Below are 16,091 nucleotides of genomic sequence, written 5' to 3' on the forward strand. Positions count from 1 at the left end.
GGGCCCCGACGCGCGCGGCCCCGGTCCCGGTCTCGGCCGAGTATTCGAGTCCAGCGTCGATTTGTTGTCGATGCTACGCGCGTAACATCCCTTTGTACGCGGTATTTTTCGCGCCATCCACCGCCTTCGCTCCCCCCGCTCCTGCCAAGGAGAGTGCGCCATCAAAGCGTCCAGCAGTCCCCATGCCGTAGAGCTCCGCGGCATCACCAAGCGATTCCCCGGAGTCGTGGCCAACCACGACATCGACATCACCGTGCGCCGCGGCACCGTCCACGCCCTCGTGGGCGAGAACGGCGCCGGCAAGTCCACTCTGATGAAGATCCTTTACGGCATGCAGAAGCCGGACGAGGGCACTATCGCGGTGGACGGCGAGCAGGTCTCGTTCCATGACCCCGGCGACGCCATCGCCCGCGGCATCGGCATGGTGCACCAGCACTTCATGCTCGCGGACTACCTCACGGTTCTCGAGAACGTCGTCCTCGGCTCCGAAAAGCTGTACGGCATCGGCGACAAGGCTCGCGCCAAGATCAAGGAGATCTCGGACGCGTACGGCCTCGGCGTCCGCCCGGACGTCCTCGTCGAGGACCTCGGTGTCGCCGACCGCCAGCGCGTCGAGATCCTCAAGGTCCTCTACCGCGGCGCCCGCACCCTCATCCTCGACGAGCCGACCGCCGTGCTCGTCCCGCAGGAGGTCGACGCGCTCTTCGACAACCTGCGCGAGCTCAAGGCCGAGGGGCTGACCGTCATCTTCATCTCCCACAAGCTGGGCGAGGTACTGACGGTCGCCGACGAGATCACCGTCATCCGGCGCGGTACGACGGTCGGCAACGCCGACCCGAAGACCGTCACCACCAAGCAGCTCGCCGAGCTGATGGTCGGCGCCGAGCTGCCCTCGCCGGAGACCCGCGAGTCGACTGTCACTGATGTGCCCATGCTCCAGGTCCAGGACCTGCGGCTGACCGCCACCGACCCCGATGGTGTCGTCCGCGCGGTGCTCGACGGCATCACCTTCACCATCCACAAGGGTGAGGTGCTGGGCATCGCCGGTGTCGAGGGCAACGGCCAGTCCGAATTGGTCGAGGCGATCATGGGCATGCGCCACCCGGACACCGGTGCGGTATCCCTGGACGGCGCCGACATCTCGCGGACGCCGACCCGCAAGCGGCGCGAGGACGGGATGGCCGTCATCCCCGAGGACCGCCACCGGCACGGACTGCTGCTGGAAGCCCCGCTGTGGGAGAACCGCATCCTCGGCCACGTCACCGAGAAGCCCAACAGCAAGGGCCCGTTCCTCGACCTCAAGGCGGCCCGCGCCGACACCGCGCGGATCGTGCGCGAGTACGACGTCCGCACCCCCGGCATCGAGGTCACCGCGGCCTCTCTCTCCGGCGGCAACCAGCAGAAGCTGATCGTCGGCCGCGAGATGAGCCACAACCCCAAGCTGCTGATCGCAGCGCACCCCACCCGGGGCGTGGACGTCGGTGCGCAGGCGCAGATCTGGGACCAGATCCGCGAGGCGCGCCGCGAGGGCCTTGCGGTGCTGCTCATCTCCGCCGACCTGGACGAGCTCATCGGGCTGTCCGACACCCTGCGGGTGATGTACCGCGGCCGGCTGGTCGCGGACGCCGACCCCGCGGCGATCACCCCCGAGGAGCTGGGCTCGGCCATGACCGGCGCGGCTACCGGCCACCTCGAGCACCCTGAAGACAGCGCCCCGGAGGACGAGGCCCGATGAAGAAGTTCGACAAGGAGCGAGTGCTCCTCGGGCTGGCGGCTCCGCTGCTCGCGATCGTGGCCGCGTTCCTGGTCTCGGCGCTGGTGCTGGCGGCCACCGGCAAGGAGCCGTTCAGTGCCTTCGGCATCATGTTCGACTATGGCGTGAAGTCGGACAGCCAGGTCTACATTCTCAACAAGGCGACGACGTACTACCTGGCGGGTCTCGCGGTAGCCATCGGCTTCCGGATGAACCTGTTCAACATCGGCGTCGACGGCCAGTACCGGCTCGCCGCGTTCTTCGCCGCTGCAGTCGGAGGCGCGCTGACGCTGCCCGGCGCCCTGCAGATCCCGCTGATCATCATCACCGCGATGATCGTCGGTGCCATGTGGGCTGGTATCGCCGGTGTCCTCAAGGTCACCCGGGGCGTCAGTGAGGTCGTCTCGACGATCATGCTCAACATGATCGCGACGGCCATCATCGGCTATCTGCTCCAGCCCGGCCGCCTCGGCCACCTGGATGTCGCGGGGACGAAGGTGTCCACCACGCCGCTCCCCGAGTCCTCCCACTTCTTCGAGTTCCCGACGACGCCGGAACCGATCTGGGGCTTCATCGTCGTCGCGGTCGTGGCCGGCATTGGGTACTGGTTCACACTCTCCCGCACCCGTTTCGGCTTCGACCTGCGCACCGTCGGCCAGTCCGGCTCCGCCGCCGAGGCGAGCGGTGTGAACGTCAAGAAGATGGTCGTCACCTCCATGCTGATCTCCGGTGCCATGGCCGGTCTGATCGGTATGCCGACGCTGCTGAACGACTCGTACGAGTACAGCGGCGACTTCCCCGTCGGTATCGGCTTCACCGGTATCGCCATCGCCCTCCTCGGCCGCAACCACCCCATCGGCATCGCCCTCGGCGCCATCCTCTGGGGCTTCCTGGAGCGCGGCTCCGGAAAGCTCGAGTTCGAGGGCTACGACAAGGAGATCGTCGGCGTCATCCAGGGCGTCATCGTGCTCTGCGTCGTCATCGCCTACGAAGTGGTGCGCCGCTACGGCCTCAAGCGCCAGCAGCGGCAGGTCGGCGAGAAGCTCGCCGACCAGGCCCGTAACTCCGACAACCAGGAGGTGTCGGCGTGACCGCCACGGCGACTTCCACCCCGCCGCCCGCGGCCCCCAAGGTCTCCGGCGGCAAGGGCGGCCGCTCCCGCCTCTCATTCCCTGTCATCCTGCTGATCGTCGCGGGCTCGCTCATCGCGCTGTCCGCCGTACGCGCCATCACCGGAGCGCAGGACCTCACCTCGGCGGGCCAGATCAGCGCCGCGCTCTCGATGGCCGTGCCGATCGGTCTGGCCGGTCTCGGCGGTCTGTGGGCCGAGCGGGCCGGTGTGGTCAACATCGGCCTCGAAGGAATGATGATCCTCGGCACCTTCTTCGGTGCCTGGGCCGGTTGGCAGACCAACCCGTGGATCGGCGTTCTCGCCGGTGTACTGGGCGGCATGGCTGGTGGTCTGCTGCACGCCGTCGCCACTGTCACCTTCGGTGTCGACCACATCATCTCCGGTATCGCGATCAACATCCTGGCAGTCGGCTTCACGACGTACTTCGCCAAGCTGTGGTTCAACTCCGGTGAGGCCGCGGCGAAGGGCGGCAGCCCCAAGCAGTCCCCGCCGGCCGAGGAGATCCCTTCGGTGACCGTTCCGGGGCTCTCCGACTGGCTCGTCTCGATCGAGAAGCACCACTGGTTCTTCGTGTCGGACCTCGCGGGCATCCTCGGCGGCCTGGTCAGCAACCTGTCGCTGCTGACGATCCTGGCCGTGGTGCTCTTCTTCGCCACCTTCCTGGTGCTGTGGAAGACCTCGTTCGGTCTGCGGCTGCGCTCCTGCGGCGAGAACCCGATCGCGTCGGAGTCGCTGGGCGTCAACGTCTACAAGTACAAGTACATCGCGGTGATCGTCTCCGGCGGGATGGCCGGACTCGGCGGTGCCTTCCTCTCCCTGGTCACCTCGCACATCTACAACGAGGGCCAGACCGGAGGGCGCGGCTACATCGGCCTCGCGGCGATGATCTTCGGTAACTGGCGGCCCGGTGGACTCGCCATGGGTGCGGGCCTGTTCGGCTTCGCCGACGCGCTCCAGCTGCGTGCCGGCGGCCAGTCCGTCCACGCGCTGCTTCTGCTGCTCGCGGTGCTGCTCGCGGGCCTCGCGCTGTGGAAGCTCTACCGCAAGGCTTACCTTACGGCTGTGATCAGCGCGGTCATCGCCGCCGGTGTGCTGGTCTGGTACCTCGGCACGGACACGGTGCCCACCGAGTTCGTAAGCGCCACTCCGTACGTCGTGACACTGCTCGTCCTCTCGATCTCCGCGCAGCGGCTGCGGATGCCGAAGGCGGACGGTATGCGCTACCGGAAGGGCCAGGGCAAGTGACGCCCGTCGACTGGGACGCTCTGCGCGAGCGGGCGCGTGAGGCCATGTCGCACGCGTACGCCCCGTACTCGGGCTACCGGGTCGGCGTGGCCGCGCTCGTCGACGACGGCCGCACGGTCGTCGGCTGCAACGTCGAGAACGCCTCGTACGGGCTCAGCCTGTGCGCCGAGTGCGGTCTGGTCTCCCAGCTGCAGGCGACGGGCGGCGGCCGGCTGACCCACTTCACCTGCGTGGACGGCCGGGGCGAGTCGCTGGTGCCGTGCGGCAGATGCCGTCAGCTGCTGTACGAATTCGGCGGTCCCGAGCTGCTTCTGGAGACCCCGGGAGGGGTGCTCCCGCTGTCCGAGATGCTGCCGCAGGCCTTCGGGCCCGGGCATCTGCGCTGACACCGCGGCCCTCCCGCCCGTAGCGGGAGGGCCGCTCCGCACTCATATTTTCCCGACTTCTCTATGCGCGTAGAGTCGCGTGTACGCACTTCATTTGCCGGAAGGAATCCCATGGACGCCATCTCCGTCATCCGCACCAAGCGGGACCGGGGCGAGCTGAGCCCGGAGCAGATCGACTGGGTCATCGACGCCTACACACGCGGTGAGGTCGCCGACGAGCAGATGTCGGCGCTGGCGATGGCCATCCTGCTGAACGGCATGAACCGTGCGGAGATCGCCCGCTGGACGGCCGCGATGATCGCGTCCGGCGAGCGCATGAACTTCGACGCGCTGTCCCGCCCGACCGCCGACAAGCACTCCACGGGCGGCGTCGGCGACAAGATCACGCTGCCGCTCGCGCCGCTGGTCGCCGCGTGCGGCGCGGCCGTCCCGCAGCTGAGCGGCCGCGGCCTCGGCCACACCGGCGGCACGCTCGACAAGCTCGAGTCCATCCCCGGCTGGCGGGCGCTGCTCTCCAACGCCGAGATGCTGGACGTCCTGGACTCCACCGGCGCCGTGATCTGCGCGGCGGGCGACGGACTCGCCCCGGCGGACAAGAAGCTGTACGCGCTCCGCGATGTCACCGGCACCGTCGAGGCCATCCCGCTCATCGCCTCGTCGATCATGTCGAAGAAGATCGCCGAAGGCACGGGCTCGCTGGTCCTGGATGTGAAGGTCGGCTCCGGCGCCTTTATGAAGAACATCGAGGACGCCCGCGAACTCGCCTCCACCATGGTGGGACTCGGCACCGACCACGGTGTGAAGACCGTCGCGCTGCTCACCGACATGTCCACCCCGCTCGGCCTCACCGCCGGCAACGCTCTCGAGGTCCGCGAGTCCGTCGAGGTGCTGGCGGGCGGCGGCCCCGCCGATGTCGTCGAGCTGACCCTCGCGCTGGCCCACGAGATGCTCGAGGCGGCCGGCATCAAGGACGCGGACCCGGAGAAGGCCCTGGCCGACGGTTCGGCGATGGACCACTGGCGCCGCATGATCGCGGCCCAGGGCGGCGACCCCGACGCCGCACTGCCCGTCGCCCGTGAGCAGCACGTGGTGACGGCGCCTTCCTCCGGCGTCCTCACCCGCCTGGACGCGTACGACATCGGCGTCGCGGCCTGGCGCCTGGGCGCGGGCCGCGCCCGCAAGGAGGACCCGGTCCAGGAGGGCGCGGGCATCGAGCTGCACGCCAAGCCGGGCGAGACGGTGACGGCCGGCCAGCCTCTGCTCACCCTGCACACGGAGACTCCGGAGAAGTTCGCCTACGCGCTGGACTCGCTGACCTCGGCGTACGACATCGCCCCGGCGGGCACGGAGTTCACCGCGAACCCGATCGTGCTGGACCGCATCGCCTGACGTTGTTGCCCCCGGGGCGGCCATGGCGATGAGTTATGGCCGCCCGGGGGGTCTGTTGGGTGTGGACGCCACACAGCCGATCGTCGTGCGCATCGCCGGGAGAGTGGCCGCGGCCGATGTGCCGCGTCTGTGCGAGGAGTTGGGCGCTCAGCTCATCCGCAGCGGTGCCAGGGAGGCGATCTGTGAGGTCGGTGGACTCACTCATGCCGATCTGGCCGCTGTGAACGCTCTCGCCCGCCTGCAGCTCACCGCCCGGCGGCTGGGGTGTCGGATCCGGCTGCGCAATGCCGGACCGGAGCTGCTGGCGCTGCTGGATCTGGTGGGGTTCGGCGAGGTCGTCGTCTAGAGGTGGTGGACGACGGGGTGTCAGCCCGCGGCAGCGCCCTCCCCGTCCAGCCGCGTCGGCAACTCGAACAGCGGGAACCAGCGCTTGGTGTCAAGGAAGAAGTCCATCCCGACGATCATGCCTTTCCTGATCTCCAGGACGATGAGCGCCCACGGCTCGTACCCCTCGCCGGTCCCGCTCGGGTGGTAGTGCGCGAACGCCGGCGAGCCATTGGCCACGGTCGGGACCAGCTTCGAGCCCCGGCAGACCTCGCCGACGCCGAGCATCCAGCCCACGATGTCGTCGTGGCCGCGCAGCCACAGGTCGTAGGGCGGCATGGACATGGTCGCGTCTTCGTGCAGCAGGGCCGTGAGCGCCTTCATGTCGTACCCCTCGAAGGCCGCGACATAGCGGTCGAGGAGCTTCTTCTGCTCCTCGTCGAGCGGATCGTCCGCGTCGGTCGACGCGGGCTGCGACTCCGCCAGTGTCGCCCGCGCCCGCTGCAGCGCGCTGTTGACCGAGGCCACCGTCGTACCCAACAGCTCGGCCACCTCGGCGGACTTCCACGCCAGGACTTCGCGCAGGATCAGTACCGCCCGCTGCTTGGGCGGCAGATGCTGCAGCGCGGCGACGAACGCGAGCCGGATGCTCTCCCGCTCCACCGCGGTCTCGGCCGGGTCCGCGACGGACGGCAGCACCCGCCCGTCCGGCACCGGCTCCAGCCAGGTGATCTCCGGACGGGCGTTGAGCTGTGCCTGGGCCACGGGCGTGGCGGACGTGAGGTCCATCGGGCGGGCCCGGCGGTTGCCCGCGCTCAGCATGTCGAGGCAGACGTTCGTCGCGATGCGGTAGAGCCACGAGCGCAGCGAGGAGCGCCCCTCGAACTTCTCGAAGTTCCGCCAGGCCCGGACCATCGTGTCCTGGACCGCGTCCTCCGCCTCGAAGGCGGAGCCGAGCATGCGGTAGCAGTAGCCGGTCAGCTCCCTGCGGTGCTGCTCCAGCCTGGAATCCAGGTCCTGTGTCGTTGCCAGATCACTCATAGGGTCCACCCCTGTCGCCCATCGGCCCCAGCCCTTCGGAACCTACAGGAGGGCACTGACAACGGGGTCAGGTTCCGGGCTTGCGCCCGTAGACGTACACGTCGTCGCCGTTCTTCAGAAGATTCCAGTATGCCTTCGCATCCGCGGGGCGCATGTTGACGCAGCCCCCGGAGCCGGGCGGGTTGTACATCGACTTCGTCGTGGAGTGGAAGGCCTGTCCGCCGTCGAAGAACTGCGAGTACGGCATCCATACGCGGTAGAGGGTCGACCAGTGTTTGATGCTCCGCTGATAGATCTTCTTCGAGCCGGTACGGGTCTCGGTGCCGTTCTTGCCCGTGCGCACCGGCACCGGGCCGTACTTCAGCTTCTTGCCGTCCTGGATCCACGTCAGCTGGCGAGTGAGGTCCACGCACGCGATACGGCCCTTGTTGGTCGGGCACCTGCCCGCCTTGTTCGGGGTCTTTCCGGCCGCCCGCTGCTGGAGGATCGTGTTCATGGTGCGCCAGGTGATCTCGCCCGCGTACCCGATGGTCGGCTTGATGCCGTGCCAGCCCTGGAAGGTCCGGATCGCCTTGCAGTCGGCCGCCGACTGCTTCCCGTCCACCGGGCGGCCCAGGAACTTCTCCACCTGCTTCTGGTACGGGCCCGTGGACGTCGTGCACGACGCCGCCTGCGCGGGCGCGCTGCCCAGTGCCATGGTCAGCGGAACCACCAGTCCGGTCAGACCGAGCACGACGCCTGCCCGTCTGCGGTGTGTACCCCTCGTCATGCCCCTCACAGCCACCAACTCCCCTCCGTGCACCGCGCAGTTGCGATATGCCTGCCCGTTGGACGCACGCCGGGGAGTTGGAGTTGTGCGGATTTCTGTGTTTATTTCAGCGCTGGGCCGCAGCGAGCACCAGCCGGTGCTCGGCCCGCGCCACCCGGGTCCCGTACAGCGTGATCGATACGACGCCGAGGACCGCGAGCAGACCCAGCAGCACCGTCCCCGCCCAGCCGCCGGAGTGGAAGGCGACCGCGCCGAGCGTGCCGCCCACGCTGCTGCCGAGGTAGTACGCGGACTGGTAGAGCGCCGATGCCTGAGCGCGGCCAGTCCTGGCCGTACGGCTCACCGAGGACGAGGCGACCGCGTGGCCCGCGAAGAAACCCGCGGTGATCAGGACCAGGCCGAGCAGCACGGCGGGCAGCGAGTCCGCCAGCGAGAGCAGCAGGCCCGCGGTGGTGGTGGTGACCGCCAGGTAGAGCGCGCCACGGCGGCCGAGCCGGGCGACGAGCTTTCCGGCCGCGGCGGAGGAGACCGTACCGACCAGATAGACCAGGAAGATCGAACCGATGATGCCCTGGGGGAGGTTGAAGGGCGCCTCGACCAGGCGGTAGCCGATCACCGTGTAGACCGCGCCGAAGACGGTCATGAACAGCGCGCCGATCGCGTACAGCCGCAGCAGCAGCGGGTCGGCCAGATGGCCGCGGACCGTCTTCGCCAGGGCGCGCGGGTTGAGCGAACCGGGCGTGAAATTACGGGCCTTGGGGAGCATGGCGCGGAAGACCAGCGCGCACGCCAGCGCCAACAGGCCGACCGCGCCGAGCGCCGCGCGCCAGCCCCACAGCTGTGCCACCCAGCCGGTGACGATCCGGCCGCTCATGCCGCCGATGCTGTTGCCCGCCACGAACAGGCCGATCGCGGCGACCAGCGCCTTGGGCCGTACCTCCTCGGCGAGATATGCCATCGCCGACGCCGGCAGACCGGCGAGCGCCGCACCCTGCACGGCGCGCAGCGCCACCAGCCACTCCAGGCTCGGCGCGAACGGCACGAGCAGCCCGACCGCGACGGCGACCGCGAGCGAGGCGGTCATCACGGTGCGCCGCCCGTAGCGCTCGGAGAGAGCGCTCAGCGGCAGGACGCACAGCGCCAGCGCGCCCGTCGCGGCGGAGACCGTCCAGCTGGCGGCGCTCGCGCTCACGCCGAAGCCGGCGGAGACGGCGGGCAGCAGCGCCTGCGTGGAGTAGAGGAGGGCGAAGGTGGCCACACCGGCGGCGAAGAGCGCGAAGCTCATGCGGCGGTAACCGGGGCCGCCCGGGGCGAGGAGTGTGGGGGAGGGCGAAGGGGACAGCGGGGCGGCGCCCACGGTGGTGGGCGCCTTGGTACTGGCAGGAGGCATGCGCCAAAAGTAGGCCGCCACTTTTCATGCGTCCAATGCATGAAATTGCAATAATCGTTCCCATGGCGCATCAACACAGCTCACAGCCTCGGCTGTCACCAGGCAGTTACGAAGAATACGCAAGGGACACAGCGCTGCTGCTTGCTCCGCGTCTCGCGTACTTCGCCGGGGTCGCCCGCCACGAGCATGTGACGCGAGCCGCGCAGGAGATGGGCGTCCCGCAGTCCACGCTGTCGCGGGCGATCGTGCGGCTCGAGGAGGACCTGGGGGTCACCTTGTTCGCCCGCAAGGGCCGTACGGTGTCGCTCACCCCGGCCGGCCGCACCTTCCTCACCTCCGTGGAGCGGGCCCTGGCGGAGGTGGAACGGGCGGCGGAGTCGGTGCAGGCGGACGCGGACCCGAGCGGGGGCAAGGTCGCGTTCGGGTTTCTGCACACGATGGGCTCCGAGACGGTGCCGGGGCTGATCAGGGCCTTCCGCGCCGACCATCCGCGTATCCGGTTCACGCTCGTCCAGAACTACGGCGAGGCGATGCTCGAGCGCCTGCGCGCGGGGGATCTCGACCTGTGCCTGACCTCACCGGTCCCGGACGCGCCGGACCTGGTGGCCCGGCGCCTGGACGAACAGCGGCTACGGCTGGTCGTGCCGGACGACCACCGTCTGGCGGGCCGCAAGCGGATCCGCCTGGCAGAGGCGGCCGACGAAACCTTCGTGACCCTGGAGCCGGGTTACGGCCTGCGGCGCATCACCGACGACCTGTGCGCGGAGGTGGGCTTCACGCCACGGATCGCCTTCGAGGGCGAGGAGGCGGAGACCTTGCGCGGCCTGGTGGCTGCGGGCCTGGGCGTGGCCCTGCTCCCGCCACCGGCGGTGGCCCGCCCGGGCGTCGTGGAACTGACGGTGACGGCGCCGCGTGCGGTACGGGAGATCGGCGTCGCATGGCTGGACGGCCACCCGGACACGGCTCCGGTGGCGGCATTCAAGAAGTTCTTGCTGTCGCGACGGGGGCGCTTGCTGCCGGAGTGAGGGTCAGTTTCCGGCGAGTTGCTGAGCAACGTCATCAGCCACCTCCGCGAAGGCACCCCCGTCACCGTCCACCAACAGTCTGGTGCGAACTCCGGGACCCTGACCGGCCCGACGTTGCATGCTCATTCTTCTAGGTACTGGTACTCATCTCCGGGCCCTTTCGTCCCTCGGAGACTCTCCTGTTGCTAAGTTCCCCGGGAGTAACAAAACGACCACGGGGGGCACTTCATGGCGCTCAGCGCCAGATGGCAGGAGCTTTTCGACGCGGACAGCTCCGGGGCAACGATGACTCTGGCGTCCGCGAACGCGCCGGGAGACAGCGGCAAGGGCGGCCCGGACCACAAGGCCAGCCAGGGGCCCTGGACCCGCGCGTCGGGTGTAGCCGGTGCGCTGCACACGTCCTCGGCCTCCGCGCTGACCGAACTGGAGACCGCTGCCAAGGTCGAGGCGAAGAGCACCGCAGGGTTGGACAGCACCAAGGCGATGAGCGAGGTCCTGACCTCCTGGAAGATGCGTCTCACCGCCGTCCGCGACGAGTGCGGGCGGCTCGAGGGCTCCCTCAGGAGCGCGGGCAAGGAGTTCGGCGAGCGCGAGGTCACGACCAAGCGGACCTTCGAGGGCGGGACCGGGGGGCCGAGGCGATCACCTGGGAGCAGCTGGAGAAGCTGAATACCAAGGAGTACGAGGACGCGGCGGACGGCTGGGGCAAGGTCTCCAGCCGCGCCAACGCCGCCAAGGACCGCGTCGACAACGAAATGCTCGGCAAGCTGCGCGAGACCCAGAAGGGCCACACCGCCGATGCTGCCATCGGCGATCTGGCCCGGCTCAGCCGCAACTACCAGTACATCCACACCGAGTGCGGACTCATCCGCACCGCCCTCAACGGACTCGCCAGCGAACTCGCCGGCCCGCAGAAGAGGCTCAAGGATGCGCTGGCGGAGGCTCCCAAGGCCGGCCACGATCGCCGATCCTGCCCACCAGACGGCGTCGATCCTGTGGCTCGGTTACGACGCCCCGCAGAGCGTGCTGAGCGATGCCACCGAAACGACGTGGGCCGACAACGCGCGGGAGCCGCTGAACGACTTCCTGACCGGGATCGACGCAGCTCATGCCGGGGAGGTGAACTCCACTGTCCTAGGCCACAGTTATGGCACGTTGGTTGCCGGCGAGACCATGCGGGACCACCCTGACCTGCCGGTGGACAAGGCCATTTTCGTGGGCAGCCCGGGCGTGGGTGTGGATCACGCGAAGGACCTGCATATTCCGGCCGACCAGGTGTTCTCGGCGACAGCCGAGAATGACCTCATCAACCTTGCCCCGCCGAATGCGGGCACCTTGGCGCCCCTGAACCCGAAGGCATACATGCGGCTCTTCGACGATCACTCAATCCTCTACGGTTACGATCCGACCAGCGACGACTTCGGCGGGCGGACGTTCAAGGTCGCCGATGGCGGGGACTGGGGTCTGAACGGGACTCCCGCCCACTCGCAGTACTGGGACGGAGCTTCCCTACGAGGGATGGCCAAGATCGTGACCGGAGGACAGCCGTGACAGCGACCAGAAGGGTGTCCATTGCGACGCTGCTGGCCATGACGGTCGCGGTGACGGCGTGTGGAGCTCAAGGGAACAGCGATACAGGCACGGATGTGAAGCAGGTCAGCATGGACGAGCAGCAGGCAACCCAGCGGGCCGGGGAGATCGTTCGCCAAGCGGTGGACGGCATGTCGCCCAAGCCGATTCTTAGGCAGATCGGGCCCTCCGCCGTCGGCGCATGCGTCGCAGACGACCACGACTCCCGCGAGCGGGCGCAGCTCAGCCTTTCCTACCAACTAACGGGTGTGCCGGGTACCGAGGCCAAGAATCTGGTGAGGCAGGCACGGGACGCCTGGGTGAAGCAGGGGTACGAGTTTCAGTCCTCGGACGGGGACGGAGACTGGTCCGACCCGTTCCCCTCGGTCGACATGCGCACTAAGACCGACGACTTCTGGATGGGTGCCGTCGCCGGTGTCGTGGACCGCGCCAAGGGCGACGGCCTTGCCGCGATCACGGTGACCTCGCCCTGCTTCGACCCCGTGGCGGGATCCGAGACGGCCGGCGCGAGCCCAGCCTCCACCCGGACCGACCCCGAGCCTCATCGCCGGGTCCTCCGCCACTCCAGCCGGATCTACGACGCGCTCCAGGTCCCGTACGCCCCGACGCGGCTGGACAGGGAGCTGCGGGTGGTCGAGGAGAGCGACGGGGACGTCTCGATCCACCATGCCTGGTCGACGGCGCCGTGCGCCCCGGACCAGATGCTGCAGGCGATGCGGCGGGCCCGAGAGTACTTCGCGGGGACCGGCTGGGCTGTACGCGATGTCGCTCCTCCGGAAGCGGCCTCCGCTTTGATCGCGCGCTTCTCCGAGGATGGCAGTCTGGCACAGGTCGTTCCGGCGGCTACCGGCGGTATCAGAGTCGCTGTGACGACCCCAGCCGCACCAATGGCTGTCGCCGACGCGTGATCGTTTCTGCGAGTAGTCCCAGACGGTTCAGACGGTCAAGCATTACTGAGTACGCAGGGCGTACTTCCTGAGTACCGGCGCGGATACGGCAGCGCGGCAGCCAAAGGTTGGATCAAGGCCATGAACCCGACGCCGCCCCCACCCGCTGCGCAGCCCACCACGGCCACACCCCCCGACATCCGCAGATGGTCCCTGAACTCCGCCGTCTTGCTGATCCCGGCGGTGTTCATGGCCGGAATTCTCGCGCTGTCCACCGAGCGGGGATCGAGGTGCTTGACCTACGGCGATGACGGCTGCTCTCCCTGGCCCGCGGGCACCTTCTCGTGGACGGTGATCGGCGTGGTCCTTGCCTGTGTGGTGACCATTGCCCTTCCCGCACGTACGCGGCGGTTGCATGAGCTGCGCACGGCCGCCTTCGCCCTGCAGATCCTGCTGGAGGCCTTCGCGGTGATCGTGGCGCTCAGCTTCCCCTGAGCCTGAGAAACCAGGGGCGTGATTGCCGGCAGGAGCACCAGCTGCGCAGCGACCTGCAGCGCCCGCAGGCGCTACCGCCGCAGTGCGCGGCCGAAGCCCGCCGCCAGTGGCATCCGCAGGCCCAGCGGCGGTGGCGCCGCAAGCGCGTCCGCCACCGGGCGGGCGTACGTCCTGGTGAAGAGCGCGCCCAGCACGAAGTCCGCCGCCAGCGCCCGGACTTCCTCGTGGTGCTGGCGCAGCGCGTGGCCGTCCGAGTGGACCTCGAAGCGGCAGACGTCGCGGTTGGACTTCTTCGCGCGTTCGGCCAGGCGGAACGAGAGCTCCGGGTCCGTGCGCGCGTCATTCGTGCCGTGCACGATCAGCACATGCTTCCCCGCCAGCTGCTTCACCGGCTCCGGTGTGGCCGCCACATCGTCCTCCGGCAGCCAAGGGGCCAGCGCCAGCACGGAGTTGACGGCCGGGTGGCCCGCCGCGTGCAGAGCCGCGCGGCCGCCCATGCCGTGGCCGGTGAGGCACACCGGGACGTCGCCGTAGCGGCGTACCACCTCGTCCACCGCCCATGTCGCGTCGGCCGCGAGATGCGCGTCCGGACCGTTCCAGCCGCGGCAGCGGTAACGGACCCGGTGCACCACCAGCCCGTCCGCGCGGCCCACCCGGGCCAGCGTGCGGCCCAGCGGCAGTGCCGCCGTGTACGAGAGCCGGGACGGTCTGCGCAAGGACTCCGGCTCGCCGTCCGGCAGCAGCAGTACCACCCCGCAGACCGCGGAGTCCTGCCCGGCGACGCGCCCGCCGCTCGCGCGTCCGAGGCGGGCGCGCGGCGGGGTACGGCTCCCTCGCGCTGCCCTTGCCACGGTCGCCTCACGGCGGGTTTCCGCTCCTCCGGCCTCATCGGCCGGACGCCCCCACCACAGGGGCAGTGCGTGGTGTGCCATGGCAGAACATTCTCAGAAGGACAGGTGTACGCAACCCGTCCGCACGGTCACTGTTATGTATCGACGGGCGAGGTGAGGGGGCGCTCTCTACGCGCGTAGGGCGTAGAGTGCGCAGATGACGAGCCAGACCCTCAATACGCCCTCCGCGGACCAGATCCGCCGCGCTCCGAAGGTGCTCCTCCACGACCACCTCGACGGCGGGCTGCGACCGGGCACGATCATCGACCTCGCCCGCGAGACGGGCTACGACGAGCTCCCCGAGACCGAGCCGGACAAGCTCGGAATCTGGTTCCACGAGGCGGCCTACTCCGGCTCGCTGGAGCGCTATCTGGAGACCTTCGCGCACACCTGCGCCGTCATGCAGACCCGCGAGGCGCTCTTCCGCGTCGCCGCCGAGTGCGCCGAGGACCTTGCCGAGGACGGAGTCGTCTACGCCGAGGTCAGGTACGCACCCGAGCAGCACTTGGAAGCCGGCCTGAGCCTCGAAGAGGTCGTCGAGGCGGTCAACGCCGGCTTCCGCGAAGGCGAGCGACTGGCCCGCGAGAGCGGCCACCGTATCCGTGTCGGCGCCCTGCTCACCGCGATGCGGCACGCCGCTCGCGCCCTGGAGATCGCCGAACTGGCCAACCGCTACCGGGATATGGGCGTCGTCGGCTTCGACATCGCCGGCGCCGAGGCGGGCTTCCCGCCCACTCGCCACCTCGACGCCTTCGAGTTCCTGAAGAGGGAGAACAACCACTTCACGATTCACGCGGGCGAGGCCTTCGGGCTCCCGTCGATCTGGCAGGCGCTCCAGTGGTGCGGCGCCGACCGGCTCGGGCACGGCGTGCGGATCATCGACGACATCACGGTCGCCGATGACGGCAGTGTGAAACTCGGGCGGCTCGCCTCGTACGTACGGGACAAGCGCATCCCCCTGGAGCTGTGCCCGACGTCCAACCTGCAGACCGGCGCGGCCGCTTCGTACGCCGAACACCCCATCGGCCTGCTGCGCAGGCTGCACTTCAGGGCGACGGTCAACACCGACAACCGGCTGATGAGTGGTACGAGCATGAGCCGCGAATTCGAGCTGCTGACCGAGACCTTCGGATACACCCTCGACGACATGCAGTGGTTCACCGTCAATGCGATGAAGTCGGCGTTCATTCCTTTCGATGAACGACTGGCGATGATCAGCGATGTGATCAAGCCCGGATACGCCGAGCTGAAGTCCGAGTGGCTGTTCCGGCAGACCGCCACGACCAGCGATTCTTCCCACGGTGGCAGCTGATCGCGACACCTATACCGAAGCGGCTGGGAATGTCAACTTCCGGCCGCTTCGTGGTATTTGCGACCCCTGTGCGAGCGTGGCTAGCTTGCAGAGTCGCTCATAATCCCCGTCCCAAGGACTCATCCCTGATGAAGCAGTCTGCTGCCAAGACTCTCGGTGTCGCCGTCGTCGGCGCCGCCTTTGCCGCTGCCGCCGCCGGCACGGCCGCCGCCGTCCCCGTCCCCGACTCCGTCCCCAGTGTCGTGCCGGTCCACGATGCGCTCACCAAGCTTCCGGCGGGCGCCCCCCAGGCGCTGCCCACCGACCAGGCCGTCGACCCGGTCGGTGGGCTGCTGGGCGGCCTTCCGCTCGCCGGCGGTCTGCCGGCCGGCGGTGGCCTGCCCGGCCTCAGCTGACGTACGCCGGCTCCGTACACAAGAGGTGGGTGTACACCCGAATCGGGTGTACACCCACTTCGCTTGTG

Annotated in this window: 17 protein-coding genes; 13 read left to right on the plus strand and 4 right to left on the minus strand. The window is 69.0% G+C overall.

The features are described 5' to 3' along the window. The first annotated feature begins 160 nt into the window (after nt 1-160). From OG966_RS25320 to OG966_RS25345, 6 genes are all read left to right on the plus strand, one after another. Nucleotides 161-1,735 (plus strand): ABC transporter ATP-binding protein, encoded by a 1,575-nt coding sequence (locus OG966_RS25320; RefSeq protein WP_326655360.1) that lies wholly within the window; start codon nt 161-163, stop codon nt 1,733-1,735. Next, entirely contained in the window at nt 1,732-2,844 is a 1,113-nt protein-coding gene (locus OG966_RS25325; protein ID WP_326652139.1) for an ABC transporter permease, read from the plus strand. Before OG966_RS25320 ends, OG966_RS25325 begins: the two co-directional genes overlap by 4 nt. Then, on the plus strand, nt 2,841-4,130 hold the full coding sequence (locus tag OG966_RS25330; protein ID WP_326652140.1) for an ABC transporter permease: 1,290 nt from the start codon (nt 2,841-2,843) through the stop codon (nt 4,128-4,130). Before OG966_RS25325 ends, OG966_RS25330 begins: the two co-directional genes overlap by 4 nt. Next, the gene (locus OG966_RS25335; RefSeq protein WP_326652141.1) at nt 4,127-4,516 is read left to right on the plus strand and encodes a cytidine deaminase; all 390 of its coding nucleotides are present in this window, start codon (nt 4,127-4,129) and stop codon (nt 4,514-4,516) included. The genes OG966_RS25330 and OG966_RS25335 overlap by 4 nt, the downstream gene beginning before the upstream one ends. Before the next feature lie 111 nt (nt 4,517-4,627). Further along, complete coding sequence (locus OG966_RS25340; RefSeq protein ID WP_326652142.1) at nt 4,628-5,905, plus strand: thymidine phosphorylase; 1,278 nt, start codon at nt 4,628-4,630, stop codon at nt 5,903-5,905. Nucleotides 5,906-5,966: 61 nt separating this feature from the next. Next, entirely contained in the window at nt 5,967-6,251 is a 285-nt protein-coding gene (locus OG966_RS25345; protein WP_326652144.1) for an STAS domain-containing protein, read from the plus strand. 20 nt (nt 6,252-6,271) lie between these two features. On the opposite strand, the gene OG966_RS25350 is transcribed toward OG966_RS25345, so the two are convergent. From OG966_RS25350 to OG966_RS25360, 3 genes are all read right to left on the minus strand, one after another. Beyond that, nucleotides 6,272-7,270, minus strand: a complete 999-nt coding sequence (locus tag OG966_RS25350) for a sigma-70 family RNA polymerase sigma factor (RefSeq protein ID WP_326652145.1) — start codon at nt 7,268-7,270, stop codon at nt 6,272-6,274. A gap of 67 nt (nt 7,271-7,337) precedes the next feature. Beyond that, nucleotides 7,338-8,039 carry a L,D-transpeptidase family protein gene (locus OG966_RS25355; protein WP_326652146.1) on the minus strand — a complete coding sequence of 234 codons (702 nt, stop codon included), beginning with the start codon at nt 8,037-8,039 and terminating at the stop codon, nt 7,338-7,340. 106 nt (nt 8,040-8,145) lie between these two features. Continuing rightward, a complete protein-coding gene (locus tag OG966_RS25360; RefSeq protein ID WP_326652147.1) occupies nt 8,146-9,429 on the minus strand; it encodes an MFS transporter in 1,284 nt (427 codons plus the stop codon). Nucleotides 9,430-9,491: 62 nt separating this feature from the next. Here OG966_RS25360 and OG966_RS25365 point away from each other — a divergent pair, with 62 nt between their 5' ends. The 5 genes from OG966_RS25365 to OG966_RS25385 all read left to right on the plus strand — a co-directional run bounded on the left by OG966_RS25365 (nt 9,492) and on the right by OG966_RS25385 (nt 13,426). Further along, nucleotides 9,492-10,454, plus strand: a complete 963-nt coding sequence (locus tag OG966_RS25365; RefSeq protein WP_326652148.1) for a LysR family transcriptional regulator — start codon at nt 9,492-9,494, stop codon at nt 10,452-10,454. A 228-nt stretch (nt 10,455-10,682) separates the two neighbouring features. After that, complete coding sequence (locus OG966_RS25370) at nt 10,683-11,123, plus strand: hypothetical protein (RefSeq protein ID WP_326652149.1); 441 nt, start codon at nt 10,683-10,685, stop codon at nt 11,121-11,123. Between the two features lie 258 nt (nt 11,124-11,381). Next, nucleotides 11,382-12,005 (plus strand): alpha/beta hydrolase, encoded by a 624-nt coding sequence (locus tag OG966_RS25375; protein WP_326652150.1) that lies wholly within the window; start codon nt 11,382-11,384, stop codon nt 12,003-12,005. Beyond that, complete coding sequence (locus OG966_RS25380; RefSeq protein ID WP_326652151.1) at nt 12,002-12,952, plus strand: hypothetical protein; 951 nt, start codon at nt 12,002-12,004, stop codon at nt 12,950-12,952. Before OG966_RS25375 ends, OG966_RS25380 begins: the two co-directional genes overlap by 4 nt. Before the next feature lie 120 nt (nt 12,953-13,072). After that, nucleotides 13,073-13,426 (plus strand): hypothetical protein, encoded by a 354-nt coding sequence (locus OG966_RS25385; RefSeq protein ID WP_326652152.1) that lies wholly within the window; start codon nt 13,073-13,075, stop codon nt 13,424-13,426. 71 nt (nt 13,427-13,497) lie between these two features. On the opposite strand, the gene OG966_RS25390 is transcribed toward OG966_RS25385, so the two are convergent. Beyond that, the gene (locus OG966_RS25390; protein WP_326655361.1) at nt 13,498-14,178 is read right to left on the minus strand and encodes an alpha/beta hydrolase; all 681 of its coding nucleotides are present in this window, start codon (nt 14,176-14,178) and stop codon (nt 13,498-13,500) included. A gap of 295 nt (nt 14,179-14,473) precedes the next feature. Between OG966_RS25390 and OG966_RS25395 the strand changes: the two genes are divergently transcribed. Continuing rightward, on the plus strand, nt 14,474-15,628 hold the full coding sequence (locus OG966_RS25395; RefSeq protein WP_326652153.1) for an adenosine deaminase: 1,155 nt from the start codon (nt 14,474-14,476) through the stop codon (nt 15,626-15,628). A 128-nt stretch (nt 15,629-15,756) separates the two neighbouring features. Continuing rightward, entirely contained in the window at nt 15,757-16,023 is a 267-nt protein-coding gene (locus OG966_RS25400; RefSeq protein WP_326652154.1) for a hypothetical protein, read from the plus strand. Nucleotides 16,024-16,091: the final 68 nt, after the last annotated feature.

It is taken from the genome of Streptomyces sp. NBC_01750, from assembly GCF_035918095.1.
Taxonomy (GTDB): domain Bacteria; phylum Actinomycetota; class Actinomycetes; order Streptomycetales; family Streptomycetaceae; genus Streptomyces.

Excerpts from the sequence above, each read along its gene's own strand:
- OG966_RS25350 (WP_326652145.1), bottom strand. The coding sequence starts at position 7,270 with ATGAGTGATCTGGCAACGACACAGGACCTGGATTCCAGGCTGGAGCAG.
- OG966_RS25360 (WP_326652147.1), bottom strand. The coding sequence starts at position 9,429 with ATGCCTCCTGCCAGTACCAAGGCGCCCACCACCGTGGGCGCCGCCCCG.
- OG966_RS25355 (WP_326652146.1), bottom strand. The coding sequence starts at position 8,039 with ATGACGAGGGGTACACACCGCAGACGGGCAGGCGTCGTGCTCGGTCTG.
- OG966_RS25365 (WP_326652148.1), top strand. The coding sequence starts at position 9,492 with ATGGCGCATCAACACAGCTCACAGCCTCGGCTGTCACCAGGCAGTTAC.
- OG966_RS25325 (WP_326652139.1), top strand. The coding sequence starts at position 1,732 with ATGAAGAAGTTCGACAAGGAGCGAGTGCTCCTCGGGCTGGCGGCTCCG.
- OG966_RS25385 (WP_326652152.1), top strand. The coding sequence starts at position 13,073 with ATGAACCCGACGCCGCCCCCACCCGCTGCGCAGCCCACCACGGCCACA.
- OG966_RS25370 (WP_326652149.1), top strand. The coding sequence starts at position 10,683 with ATGGCGCTCAGCGCCAGATGGCAGGAGCTTTTCGACGCGGACAGCTCC.
- OG966_RS25340 (WP_326652142.1), top strand. The coding sequence starts at position 4,628 with ATGGACGCCATCTCCGTCATCCGCACCAAGCGGGACCGGGGCGAGCTG.
- OG966_RS25375 (WP_326652150.1), top strand. The coding sequence starts at position 11,382 with ATGCGCTGGCGGAGGCTCCCAAGGCCGGCCACGATCGCCGATCCTGCC.
- OG966_RS25395 (WP_326652153.1), top strand. The coding sequence starts at position 14,474 with ATGACGAGCCAGACCCTCAATACGCCCTCCGCGGACCAGATCCGCCGC.
- OG966_RS25400 (WP_326652154.1), top strand. The coding sequence starts at position 15,757 with ATGAAGCAGTCTGCTGCCAAGACTCTCGGTGTCGCCGTCGTCGGCGCC.